Raw genomic sequence first — 10,990 nt, forward strand, 5'->3', positions numbered from 1 at the left:
GGAGCTGAGCGGATGATTCGGGATCAGAACGACCGGGCCGACAAGGAGGCCCGGCGCGAAGCGCTGCTCAAGGAGGTCTCCGAGGTCGGCCGGCCCGACGCCTATGTGCTGCACGAGGTCATCCGGCTCGGCGGCGACGAGGAATTGCGGCGCAACGGGTTTGCGTTGTTCATCTCCGCCTTTGCGGCCGGCCTGAGCATCGCCCTGTCGCTGATCGTGCCGGGGGTGCTGAAGAGCCACCTGCCGGCGGCCGACTGGGTGAAGATCGTCTCCACGATGGGCTACTCGGTCGGCTTCCTGGTGGTGGTCCTTGGCCGCCAGCAGCTGTTCACCGAGAACACTATCACGCCGATTCTGCCGCTCCTGCACGACCGCTCGGTGAAGACGGCGTTCCGCGTGGTGCGGCTCTGGGCCATCGTGCTGTGCGGCAACATTTTGGGGACGCTCGCCATCGCCACGGTGCTGGCCTATGCCGGCGCCTTCGAGCCGCCGGTGCTCGAGGCCTTCGCCGCAATCAGCCACGACGCCCTCGGGCACGGGTTCTGGTCCACCTTCGTGAAGGCGGTGTTCGCCGGCTGGATGATCGCCCTGATGGTCTGGTTCCTGCCGGCCACCGGCAGCGCGGCCCCCTTCGTGATCATGCTCATGACCTGGCTGGTCTCGCTCTGCGGCCTCGCCCACATCGTCGCCGGATCAGTCGAGGCCTTCTTCCTGCTGGTGACCGGCGCCGCCTCACTGGAGGATTACGGCCTGCGCTTCTTCCTCCCGACCCTGCTGGGCAACACGATCGGCGGCGTCACGCTGGTGGCGGTGCTGAATTTCGGCCAGGTGGCGCCGCAGGTGGAGGAGACCAAGGAGGTGGAGGGCGAGCGCCCCGACTGATGAGTACGCTCAGTCCAGGCTCACGGGCGGACTGATCAGGTGGTCGAGGTCGTCGAGGATCCAGGTCATCGTTCCGCGCAAGGGACCGTAGAGACCGATCTGATGCTGCCGGTACAGCAGGTCGTGGGTGAGCCGCGCCGACAGGCCGTTCAAGCGTCCACCCCCGAAGGTGTAGCGCCCGAGGGTTCCCCAGCCGTTGAAATCGGCCAGCGAGACGATCGCGCCCTTCTCGACATAGTGGAACGGCGGCAGCGCCGTCGCCACCGTGTCCCCTCGGGCCCAAGCGCGCCCGAGATGGGACGCGAAATGCTGCGCCTGCTGCCGCGCCGCCTGGGCGGTGGCGGGAACCGACTTGCCGGTCTTGGGATCAGCCTGGCTGGCACAATCCCCGAGGGCGACGATCGCCGGGTCCCGGGTCGTGCGCAGGTCGGGACCGACCACGAGCTGACCAATGCGCGAGCGTTCCAGCCCTTCGACCGCGCCAAGCACGTCCGGCGCCTTCACGCCTGCCGCCCAGACCTTGAGCCCAGCAGAGATGCGGCTGCCATCCTTCAGGGTGTAGCCCGAGGCGTCCGCGCCGGTGACCATGGCGCCGGTCCGGACCTCCACGGCGAGATCGGACAGGGTGCGGGCGGCCGCGCGGGAGACCCGCTCCGGGAAGGCCGGCAGCAGGCGCGGGCCGCTCTCGATCAGGGTCAGGCGCAGGCGCCGCGGTAGGTCCGGTGACCCGTAGGCCGAAGCCAGGTTGATGGCGTGCTTCAGTTCCGCGGCGAGCTCGACGCCGGTGGCGCCGCCGCCCACGATGGCGACCTCCAGCATCTCCGGGCTGTCGAGCCGCGCCAGGAGATGGCGCCGCAATTGCCGGTGGAACGACTCCGCCTCGGTGAGATCGTCGATGGTCAAGCAATGCTCGGCCACCCCCGGGGTGCCGAAATCGTTGGCGCGGCTGCCGATGGCGAGGACCAGCAGATCGTAGGCGAGATCGGCCTCCGGCCGCCCCTGCGCCGCCTCGACGGCGAGGCGGACCCGGCGGGCCGGGCGGTCGACCCCGATCAGGGTGCCCGGCTGGAACCGGAAGCCGTTGCGGCGCGCCTGCGCGAAGAAATCGACCTTCTGCCGGTCGGGCCGGGCGGTGCCGGCCGCGAAGGTGTGCAGCATCGGCTTCCAGACATGGGAGAGGCTACGATCGGCCAGCACCACCTCGGCTTTTCCGCCGCGGCCGAGGCTGGTGGCCACCTCGATCCCCGCGACTCCGCCGCCGATGATCACGATCCGTGCTTTGTCCGCCATGCCGTCTCCAGGAATTCTCGTTCCCGGTGAACGCAGGGCGGGAGCCGATGTTCGTGGCCTCGCGTCCGAGCGCGGAGGGGAACCCGGCCTCGCTCTGAAACGGTCGGTCTCGCAACGGAAAATCGTTCGAAGATTGCGGCGATGCCGGCGGCCCGATGGCAATCCGGACCCCGTTGTGCCTGTCCTACGCCATCGGATTCGGCCCTTGGGGCGCGCCTTGCAGTTGTGCGCACCGCCGCCGACAACACTTCATTAACCATTTGATCATTGATTTAGATCAGTGTTACACGCGCATTCATACCATCAATAGCGGAATATCTGCCTAGAGGGGGCGGCTTGAATGGTCGATCTCACCGGTTACCGCCTGACGTTCGACGACGAATTCAATACGCGCAGCATTTCCCTGACCGGTGCCGGGACCACCTACGCCGACACTCGCGCCGAGTGGCGGACGACCGACGATAGGTCCGACATCGGCTTCGGGCGCTCGTCCTTCGTCGACCCCTCCTCGGGCTACGATCCGTTCAGCCTCCAGAACGGCGCGCTGTCGATCACGGCGGTTCCGGACCGGACTCCATACGGCTATCCGGGCAGCTGGGAATCCGGCCTGATCACCACGCAGGGCAACTTCTCGCAGACCTACGGCTACTTCGAGATCCGGGCCGATTTCTCGAACGATTCGAATGCCTGGGACGCGTTCTGGCTGCTGCCGAACCAGCAGAGCGCACAGTCGAGCAGTATCAACGGCCACCAGGAGCTGGATGTCGTCGAGCATTACGGCAACAACGACAAGGGCGTCTACAGCACGATCCACACGACCGACCCACAGAACGGCATTCCCTGGCAAACGAATCGCCAAGTCTACAGCGAGATGACCAACCCGTCCGGGTATCACACCTACGGGGTGAACTGGCAGGCGGACAAGATCAGCTTCTACGTCGACGGCTAGTTCACCGGGTCGCAGAATACACCCTCCGACCTCCACAGCCCGATGTATCTGATCGCCAACCTAGCGGTCCGAAGCGAGGGAACCGCGACGGGCAACCCGATTACGTCGAGCATCGATTACATCCGGGTCTAAGCCAACAGCGCGAACGCGGTCGCGGTCCCGCAGGGCCGGGTCTCCTCACCGGACGGGTACGATCCGGGCCTCTACGGTGCAACGGCCGCGCGTTCGAACCTGACCGTAGGGGCCGGGTCATCCCCTGTCAGGGGAGGGGCAGCCGCGCCGTCATCCGCGTCCGGTACCGCTGCAACCTCGCCGGCGACCGGGACAGCAGCAGCATCGCCCGCAGCCGACGCAGGCGCGGAGGCCCCCCCGCCGGTTCGTCGCCTTCGGCCAATGCCGCGCCGTGCTACTGCAATGGCACCAGGATCCTCACCGAACGCGGTGACGTGGCAGTCGAGGATCTCCGTATCGGCGATGTGGTAGTGACAGCGTCCGGCCAGCGTCGCCCCGTCCGGTGGATCGGCCAGCGCCACTATCCCGGACTCACCGCCCCCCAAGCCGACCGGCCGGTGCGGATCAGGGCTGGTGCCCTCGCCGATGGCGCGCCCGCCCGCGATCTCTGGGTCTCGCCGGACCACGCACTGCTGCTCGACGGCCTGCTCGTGGCCGCCGGCCACCTCGTCAACGGCCGGACCATCACCCGCGGCGAGGCGGTGACGGACCTGACCTACTGGCATGTCGAGCTTGACAGCCATGACATGCTGCTGGCCGAATCCGTCCCGGCCGAGAGTTTTCTGCCCGTCGCCGGTCTGCGCGCGCAGTTCGACGGCGCCATCGTCCCATCAGACAGGCGAGCAGCGCCGACGCCCTACGGCGAGCGGGTGGAAGACGGCCCCTTGTTGAAGGCGCTGGTTCGCCGGTTGATCTGGCGCGCCGGCCTCTCGGTGGACGCGCCGGGCTTCGGCGCCCTCCGCGGAAGCCTCGACCTGTGCGAATTCCGGAACGGCGATCTGCGCGTGGCCGGCTGGGCGCAGGATGCGGCGCATCCGAACGGACCGGTCTGCCTCGACATCGTCGTGGACGGGGTCGTGGCGGCCATGACGCTGGCGGATATCGACCGGCCCGATCTCGGGGCGGCCGCGATCGGGGCGGGGAGGCACGGCTTCGACCTGGGGCTGGAAGAGCCGATCGAGCCGGGCGTACCGCACATTGTCGTCGTCCGGCGCTCCGCCGACGGAGTATCGATCGGCGCGATGCGGCTCGACGCGTCGGGCGAATGGAGCCGGGCGCGGGTCGCCTGAGTCCGGAAAGGACTGCCCATGGCGCTGCGTGGCAGTATCGACGTGCTCAGCCATCGTCGCATCGTCGGCTGGGCCTGGGAGACTGAGGCACCGGACGCGCCGGTGGCCATCTTGGTGGCGATCGACCGCCGCGTCCTCGGGCGGTGCCGCGCCGACCTGTTTCGGGAGGATCTTGCCGTCGAAGGCATCGGGACCGGGCGGTGCGGCTTCGCTCTCGATCTGCCGCTCGGCCTGCTGTCGCCGCGCCAGGACTACGCGCTCAGCGTGCGGCGGGAAGGCGACGGCGCACACCTGCCCGGATCGCCCTACGTGCTGGCCGCGACGCTCCGGATCGTCCGCGCCCCATAGATCCGCCTCCCGCTTTCAGCCGCGACGAATTCGACACAGGCCGCAAACGAAAGAAGCCGCCCGAAGGCGGCTTCTCGCATGCGACGTGACGTTTAAAAAAAATCAGGAGCGGAGCCGGGTCCGGACCTCGCCGAGGCTGGAGCGGATCAGGCCCTGAGCCGCGTCGCCCTGCAGACGCTCGCGCAGGATCGTCTCCGAGACCTTCACGGCGGCCTCGGCGGCGGCGGCACGCACCTGGGCCTCGGCCTGGGCCTCGGCCTGCGCAATCTTCAGCTCCGCGGCCTTGGTGCGGCGGGCCAGGAAGTCGTCGAGCTTGCGATGGCCTTCCTCGGCGGCGCGGTTGGCCTCCTCGCGGGCACCGGCGACAATCGACTCGGCTTCCTTCTCGGCCTCGGCGCGGCGGCGCTTGTAGTCAGCCAGCACGGCGGCGGCCTCCTCGCGCAGGCGCTTGGCCTCGTCGAGCTCGTGACGGACGCGGTTGGCGCGGCCATCGAGGCCCTTGGTCATGGCCGAGAAGGCGCCGGCCTTCCAGGCAATGCCCATGAAGATGACGAACGCGACGGCGACCCAGAATTCGGCTTCGAGCAGCATCGTGGGTTCCCGTCTAGTGTGCGGTGGCGTCGAGGGCGCGGTTCAGGGTCGCCGGATCGGGCGCCTGGCCCGTCAGGCGCTCCACGATCGCCGACGCAGCCTCGCCGGCGATGCTGCGGACATTGCCCATCGCGGCCTCGGTGCGGGTGCGGATCGTCGCCTCGGCAGTGGAAAGCTTGGCGTTCAGCTCCGCCTCGAGCGCCTTGCGCTTGGTCTCGGCCTCGGCGGCCAGCTCGTTCCGGGTGGTCTGGGCGATGTCGCGGGCCTTGCCCTGGGCGTCGCGGAGCGCGGTCTCGTAGGCGATGCCGGCGGCGTCGGCTTCGGTCTTCATCGCCTGGGCCTGGTCGAGATCGGCGCGCAGGCGCTCGGCGCGGGCATGCAGGATCGCCTGGATCCGCGGCAGCGCGACCTTGTCCATGAGGTAGTAGAGAAGACCGAAGGCCAGCGCGAGCCAGATCAGCTGCGACAGGAACCCGGCTGTCTCGAAGGGCGGGAAGGCGCCGCTATGCGCTTCCGCGTGCTCGACATGGCCGGGCACGAGCTGCGTGTCGGCGCCCGGGGGCGGCGTGGTGAGGGGATTCGGCTGCGCCATGAGACCGCTACACTGACACCGTTCGCTTAGGTCGCCGCCGACGCGGTGACGGAAGAAGGCGGACGCCCCGTTCGCGAAGCGTCCACCTGGTGGTCGGGCGGTGGGAGCCCGGTGGAGGCCGCGTCACCCGCGGCCCCCGAAGCGCGTCGATCAGACGGCGAAGAGCAGCAGCAGGGCGATGAGCAGTGAGAAGATGCCGAGCGCCTCGGTCAGGGCGAAGCCCAGGAGCAGGGTGGCGCGCTGGCCGTCGGCCGCGGAGGGGTTGCGAAGGGCGCCGGCAAGGAACTGACCGAACAGATTGCCGAGGCCGATGCCCGCACCCGCCATGCCAAGGCAAGCGAGGCCGGCGCCGATGTACTTCGCAGCGACGGGATCCATGATAACTCCTGAGGTCTCTTCAGATCGAAACGTGCGGTGACGTTCGCGGCGGGTGGAGCCGGCCAAGTCCGGAGGCCGGGGTGAAGCTGAGCGGCCGGGGCGTGCGCCTAGTGGCCGGGATGGAGAGCGTCGTTGAGGTAGATCGCGGTCAGCGTCGCGAAGACGTAGGCCTGAAGCGCCGCGACGAGGAACTCGAGGGCGGTCAGCGCGATCGTCAGGAACAGCGGGAGGGGCGATAGCACGCTCCAGGCCCCCGCGAGAAGAAGCTGGACCACGAAGAACGCGAAGATCTTCATCGCGATGTGGCCGGCGAGCACGTTGGCGAACAGACGCACCGACAGGCTGATCGGCCGCGAGATGAACGAGATGATCTCGATCGGCACTAGTATCGCCAGGAGCGGCTTCGGCACGCCCGACGGCACGAACAAGCCGAAGAAGTGGGCGCCGTGCTTCATCACGCCGTAGATCACCACCACCGAGATCACCAGGGCGGCGAGGCCGAAGGTGATGATCAGGTGGCTGGTCACCGCGAAGGCGTAGGGGATCATGCCGAACAGGTTCAGGATCAGCACGAACATGAACAGCGAGAACACCAGCGGCATGAACCGCTTGCCGCCGTCGCCGGTGGCCTGGTGCAGCGTATCCGCGATGAATTCGTAGAAGATCTCGGCCAGAGACTGCATCCGCCCCGGCACCACCGAGCGCGAGGCCGTCGCCACGACGGTGATCAGCGCGATCACGCCGACGGCGGCGAACATGTACAGGGCGGATTGTGTGAAGGCGAGCTGCTGATGGCCGATATGGCCCAGCGACACGAGCGGCTTCAGCTCGAACTGATGGATCGGGTCGATCGTGACCGCCATTCCCGCTTCCGCCCCTCTTGATCCGGCGCATCGACAGCGTCGACCGCCTCAAACCTCTATCGAACGGCGTGCCTTATGGCTCTTGCCGATCGCCTCGTCCGGGACGCGCGCCGGCAAAACCTGACACCCGCATCACGTTGTAGATCCCCGCCACGAACCCCAGCATCAGGAGGACGATCAGGCCCCAGGGTTTCGTCCCGAAGACATGATCGACGATCCAGCCGAGGATGCCCCCCGCGATCACGCCCGCGACGAACTCCGTGGAGATCGTCATGGCCTGGCCAAGCGAGGAGGGCCCGGTCCCCCGAGGCCGCGAAGAAGGATCGGGAGCGGCTTGCGGACGCTTCCGTTCGATCTGCGTCTCGAGACGTCTGAGCCTCGCGGAGAGTTCGCTGTCCGTCGGCGTTCCCTCGGTCCCGTTCCCGTCCCTGGAATCGTCGCCGCTCACGGCTGAAACTCACAGGGCGGGAGGATCTGAAACCGGCTGGACGCCCCCATCAAGCGGGCGCACCATAGTTTCGCCTATCTTGAGTGTCAAGGCGACGCCGATACATATTAACCCTTTGACGGAAATGGTGTTTTCGGTTCTCGGCTCTGTCCGGGGCGTAGTGCTTCGCGCATCGCCCCGCACGGCCGATCAAGCGCCGAGGATCGGCTTGATCACCTTCTCCATGCCGTCGATCGTCATCTCGCCGGTGTAGCGCTCGCCGTTGATGAAGAAGGTCGGCGTGGAATCGACCTTCATCACGTCCAGCCCGCGCTGCTTCACGGCGTTGACCGCGCCGTAGACCTTCTGGTCCTTCAGGCAGGCCTCGAACGTGTCCTTGGTGTAGCCGGCCTGCCGGAGCATCTGCTCCAGGGCATCCACCGGCTTCTGAGTGAAGGCCCAGGCCGGCTGCTGGTCGAACAGCAGGTCGGTGATCGGGTAATATTTGGCGTCACCCTGGCAGCGCGCCAGCATGAAGGCGGCGGTGGCCAGCGGGTCGAGCGGGAACTCACGCAGGGTGAAGCGCACCTTGCCGGTATCAATGTAGCGCTCCTTGAGCACCGGCCACGTGGTGCGGTGGAACGCGGCGCAGTGCGAGCAGGTCATCGAGGCGTATTCGATGATCGTGCACTTGGCGTCGGCGGGGCCGAGCCAGACATCACCGAGCGGGCCGGGCTGCATGAGGGCCGCCAGGTCGGCGTTCTGCGCCCAGGCCGAGCGCATGAGGTAGGGCATGGCGAGGCCGGCGCCGAGCGCGAGGCCGGTGAACTTGAGAGCGTCGCGTCGCGTGGTCATGGGCAGGCTCCGCCGGATTATGTCGGTCTTGGCGTCCCGGTTCGGTACGCGGGCGCGGCTGTCCTGGCAAGGTGACGGAATCGCCGCCGGATCTTGCGGCTCAACGCTCCGGCCGGGTCGCTACGGCCGCGATTCCCAGCCGATCCAGGGCGGCGCGCAGGCCGTCATCGTCGATCGCCGCCACCGCACGCTTCACCTCGACGGCCCGAGACGGGTCGATTCCGGTGCGCGGTGCCGGCCGGCCACCGCGGCCAACCCGGTCCTGCTGCAACACGATCCGGGAGACGCAGGCCCAACCGTAATGGGCGTTGATGCGCTGGATCACCACGGGCGCGAGATGCTGGAGCTCGATGGCGAAGACGCCCTCGACGCGGACCACCAGCGTCCCGGATTCGGGCGTGTTGCCATCCTTACGGCGGCGCTTCGGCCATTCGAGCTTCGACGGCCGGCAGTAGCGCGCCAGCCGCTCGCCGACGATCTCCGGCCAAGCGGCCAAAATATCGGTCGACGCGAAGCCCTGCGCCGCGAAGGCCGGCCCGATGCAGCTCTCGATCAGTTCGGCCAGCGGTTTGACGCGCGCCATGGTGGTTCGGGCCTCGCCCTTCTCCTGAGTCGCGCGAGGTTAGCGCAGCTTCGTTGACGAAGGGAGCACAGGTTCAGGGTTTCGCGGCCCTATGATCGGCCGGTTCCTCCGAGTATGCAGCCTGGCCCATGCCGACCTGCTCAGCCACGGATTCCGGGTCCGGTCCCGGACCACGCGCCGACGACCTGCTCGCCTGGTACGACCGGCACCGCCGGGTCCTGCCGTGGCGCGCGCTCGCCGGCGAGGTGCCCGATCCCTACCGGGTCTGGCTCTCGGAGGTGATGCTCCAGCAGACCACGATCGCGGCGGTGCGCCCGTATTTCGAGCGCTTCCTGACACGCTTCCCCGATGTCGACGCGCTGGCCGCCGCTCCCGAGGAGGCGGTGATGTCCGCCTGGGCCGGGCTCGGCTATTATTCCCGGGCGCGCAACCTCCATGCCTGCGCCAAGGCCGTCGCGGCCGCGGGCCGATTTCCCGATACGGCCGAGGGCCTGCGCAAGCTGCCGGGCATCGGCGCCTATACGGCCGGGGCGATCGCCGCGATCGCGTTCGAGCGGGCGGAAGCCGCGGTCGACGGCAATGTCGAGCGGGTGCTGAGCCGGGTCTTCGCCGTGGAAGCACCGCTGCCCGGAAGCCGCCCGGAGATCCGCCGGCTGACGCAAGCCCTGGTGCCGCCCGACCGGCCGGGCGACTTCGCCCAGGCGCTCATGGATCTCGGCGCGACGATCTGCACGCCCAAGCGCCCGGCCTGCGCGCTCTGCCCATGGATGCTGCCGTGCCAGGCCCGGGCGCTCGGCATGCAGGACACGTTCCCGCGCAAGATCAAGTTGGCCAAGGGCGCGCTCCGCCGTGGCGCAGCCTTCGTGGCGATCCGCAGCGGCGACGAGGCGGTCTTGCTGCGCACGCGCCCGCCGGAGGGTCTTCTCGGCAACATGGCCGAGCCACCGGGCAGCGCCTGGGAGCCGGATTACGACGTCGCCGCGGCCCTGCTCGACGCGCCGATCGACGCCCGTTGGAAGCGCCTTCCGGGCCTCGTGCGCCACGGCTTCACGCATTTCCCGCTGGAACTGACCGTGTTCTCGGCCCGGGTCGCGCTCTCGACCCCGACGCCCCCGGGCATGCGCTTCACCCCGCGCGCAGCGCTGGACGACGAGCCGCTGCCCGGCCTGATGCGCAAGGTGCTGGCCCACGCCTTCGATCCAAAGCCGGAGCCCGCGAAGAAGCCGCGCGGCCGCCCGAAGAAGGAGCCGCCGCCGATGCCGCTGCTCGCGGCCATGGAGGCGCCGATCACGATGGAGGATCCGGAGCCGCGGCCGAGCGTACGCGCGGTCCCCAAGCCTCGGCCAAAACCGGCACCGGAGCCACCGCCGGACACGGACGACTTTTTGGATGGCGAGCCCGAGGCGCCGCCGGCCCCGGTGCGCGCCCGGTCGACGCCGCGTCGGCCGGGCGCGGCGCGGCGTCGCTAGATGCAAAGGTAACAGGTTCTCAAAGGGCGAGCCCTTTGGTGGGGTTTGGGGCAAAGCCCCAAGCCGTTCGCAGGGCTCCGCCCTGCACCCGCCAAAGGACTGAGCCCAGCCCTTTTAAGGTGTTTGGCTGTTGAGGATCCTTGCGGTTGCGACGTGACCTCTGCTGGCGCGCTTAGGTTCTGCCGCGGGGTCTTTGGGTTTTCGCCTGCCGACCGTCACGCGCCCGGGGTCGATCCTGCGGGCCAAGCTCAGCAGGCGCGCGGCCAGGGCCGGTGGGTCGGTCGCACCGCAGGCCGTCCAGTGCTCAGGGGGCAGAGCGATCAGCAGCCCCTCGTAGCCGCCGCGGATCTGTAGGACGAGGTGATACAAGGACACCTTGGGGGCCGCCCCCGCGGCGGAGGTGTGCGCCCGCTCCACGCAGCGCTCGATCAGCGCCAGCACGTTGTAGGCCAGCAGGGCCAC

General features: G+C 68.6%; 13 protein-coding genes and 1 pseudogene. 5 read left to right on the forward strand and 9 right to left on the reverse strand.

The genetic code is table 11. The features are described from left to right. The first annotated feature begins 12 nt into the window (after nucleotides 1–12). Nucleotides 13–882, forward strand: a complete 870-nt coding sequence (locus BM228_RS28495) for a formate/nitrite transporter family protein (RefSeq protein WP_092045978.1) — start codon at nucleotides 13–15, stop codon at nucleotides 880–882. A 9-nt stretch (nucleotides 883–891) separates the two neighbouring features. Here the strand turns inward: BM228_RS28495 and BM228_RS28500 are convergent, their stop codons facing one another. Next, nucleotides 892–2,172, reverse strand: a complete 1,281-nt coding sequence (locus BM228_RS28500; RefSeq protein ID WP_092045979.1) for an NAD(P)/FAD-dependent oxidoreductase — start codon at nucleotides 2,170–2,172, stop codon at nucleotides 892–894. Nucleotides 2,173–2,512: 340 nt separating this feature from the next. Here BM228_RS28500 and BM228_RS35605 point away from each other — a divergent pair, with 340 nt between their 5' ends. From BM228_RS35605 to BM228_RS28510, 3 genes are all read left to right on the forward strand, one after another. Then, nucleotides 2,513–3,121, forward strand: coding sequence for a glycoside hydrolase family 16 protein (locus tag BM228_RS35605; RefSeq protein WP_244537354.1), 609 nt, complete (start codon nucleotides 2,513–2,515; stop codon nucleotides 3,119–3,121). A 446-nt stretch (nucleotides 3,122–3,567) separates the two neighbouring features. Continuing rightward, entirely contained in the window at nucleotides 3,568–4,422 is an 855-nt protein-coding gene (locus BM228_RS35610) for a Hint domain-containing protein (RefSeq protein ID WP_244537355.1), read from the forward strand. Nucleotides 4,423–4,440: 18 nt separating this feature from the next. Then, nucleotides 4,441–4,770: a hypothetical protein gene (locus BM228_RS28510; protein WP_092045981.1), complete on the forward strand. Its 330-nt coding sequence runs from the start codon at nucleotides 4,441–4,443 to the stop codon at nucleotides 4,768–4,770. Between the two features lie 102 nt (nucleotides 4,771–4,872). On the opposite strand, the gene BM228_RS28515 is transcribed toward BM228_RS28510, so the two are convergent. From BM228_RS28515 to BM228_RS28545, 7 genes are all read right to left on the reverse strand, one after another. After that, nucleotides 4,873–5,358 (reverse strand): F0F1 ATP synthase subunit B family protein, encoded by a 486-nt coding sequence (locus tag BM228_RS28515; protein WP_208612115.1) that lies wholly within the window; start codon nucleotides 5,356–5,358, stop codon nucleotides 4,873–4,875. Nucleotides 5,359–5,374: 16 nt separating this feature from the next. Further along, the gene (locus tag BM228_RS28520) at nucleotides 5,375–5,953 is read right to left on the reverse strand and encodes a F0F1 ATP synthase subunit B family protein (protein WP_092045985.1); all 579 of its coding nucleotides are present in this window, start codon (nucleotides 5,951–5,953) and stop codon (nucleotides 5,375–5,377) included. Nucleotides 5,954–6,103: 150 nt separating this feature from the next. Continuing rightward, complete coding sequence (locus BM228_RS28525; protein ID WP_007566773.1) at nucleotides 6,104–6,331, reverse strand: F0F1 ATP synthase subunit C; 228 nt, start codon at nucleotides 6,329–6,331, stop codon at nucleotides 6,104–6,106. A gap of 107 nt (nucleotides 6,332–6,438) precedes the next feature. Next, nucleotides 6,439–7,194 (reverse strand): F0F1 ATP synthase subunit A, encoded by a 756-nt coding sequence (locus BM228_RS28530; RefSeq protein ID WP_050732540.1) that lies wholly within the window; start codon nucleotides 7,192–7,194, stop codon nucleotides 6,439–6,441. 73 nt (nucleotides 7,195–7,267) lie between these two features. Beyond that, nucleotides 7,268–7,642 carry an AtpZ/AtpI family protein gene (locus BM228_RS28535; RefSeq protein WP_092045986.1) on the reverse strand — a complete coding sequence of 125 codons (375 nt, stop codon included), beginning with the start codon at nucleotides 7,640–7,642 and terminating at the stop codon, nucleotides 7,268–7,270. A gap of 189 nt (nucleotides 7,643–7,831) precedes the next feature. Continuing rightward, nucleotides 7,832–8,476, reverse strand: coding sequence for a DsbA family protein (locus BM228_RS28540; RefSeq protein WP_092045988.1), 645 nt, complete (start codon nucleotides 8,474–8,476; stop codon nucleotides 7,832–7,834). A gap of 100 nt (nucleotides 8,477–8,576) precedes the next feature. Then, nucleotides 8,577–9,059 carry a DUF721 domain-containing protein gene (locus BM228_RS28545; protein ID WP_092045989.1) on the reverse strand — a complete coding sequence of 161 codons (483 nt, stop codon included), beginning with the start codon at nucleotides 9,057–9,059 and terminating at the stop codon, nucleotides 8,577–8,579. A 128-nt stretch (nucleotides 9,060–9,187) separates the two neighbouring features. Between BM228_RS28545 and mutY the strand changes: the two genes are divergently transcribed. Further along, nucleotides 9,188–10,528 carry an A/G-specific adenine glycosylase gene (mutY, locus tag BM228_RS28550; protein WP_092045991.1) on the forward strand — a complete coding sequence of 447 codons (1,341 nt, stop codon included), beginning with the start codon at nucleotides 9,188–9,190 and terminating at the stop codon, nucleotides 10,526–10,528. Between the two features lie 114 nt (nucleotides 10,529–10,642). Here the strand turns inward: mutY and BM228_RS34910 are convergent. After that, a pseudogene (locus BM228_RS34910) lies at nucleotides 10,643–10,990 on the reverse strand (hypothetical protein); the annotation flags it as partial.

This window comes from Methylobacterium pseudosasicola, assembly GCF_900114535.1.
Taxonomy (GTDB): Bacteria; Pseudomonadota; Alphaproteobacteria; order Rhizobiales; family Beijerinckiaceae; genus Methylobacterium; species Methylobacterium pseudosasicola.

Bases quoted from the DNA above. Each gene is read 5' to 3' on its own strand.
- BM228_RS28495 (WP_092045978.1), top strand. From the start codon at position 13: ATGATTCGGGATCAGAACGACCGGGCCGACAAGGAGGCCCGGCGCGAA.
- BM228_RS28500 (WP_092045979.1), bottom strand. From the start codon at position 2,172: ATGGCGGACAAAGCACGGATCGTGATCATCGGCGGCGGAGTCGCGGGG.
- BM228_RS35605 (WP_244537354.1), top strand. From the start codon at position 2,513: ATGGTCGATCTCACCGGTTACCGCCTGACGTTCGACGACGAATTCAAT.
- BM228_RS28510 (WP_092045981.1), top strand. From the start codon at position 4,441: ATGGCGCTGCGTGGCAGTATCGACGTGCTCAGCCATCGTCGCATCGTC.
- BM228_RS28520 (WP_092045985.1), bottom strand. From the start codon at position 5,953: ATGGCGCAGCCGAATCCCCTCACCACGCCGCCCCCGGGCGCCGACACG.
- BM228_RS28525 (WP_007566773.1), bottom strand. From the start codon at position 6,331: ATGGATCCCGTCGCTGCGAAGTACATCGGCGCCGGCCTCGCTTGCCTT.
- BM228_RS28530 (WP_050732540.1), bottom strand. From the start codon at position 7,194: ATGGCGGTCACGATCGACCCGATCCATCAGTTCGAGCTGAAGCCGCTC.
- BM228_RS28540 (WP_092045988.1), bottom strand. From the start codon at position 8,476: ATGACCACGCGACGCGACGCTCTCAAGTTCACCGGCCTCGCGCTCGGC.
- BM228_RS28545 (WP_092045989.1), bottom strand. From the start codon at position 9,059: ATGGCGCGCGTCAAACCGCTGGCCGAACTGATCGAGAGCTGCATCGGG.
- mutY (WP_092045991.1), top strand. From the start codon at position 9,188: ATGCCGACCTGCTCAGCCACGGATTCCGGGTCCGGTCCCGGACCACGC.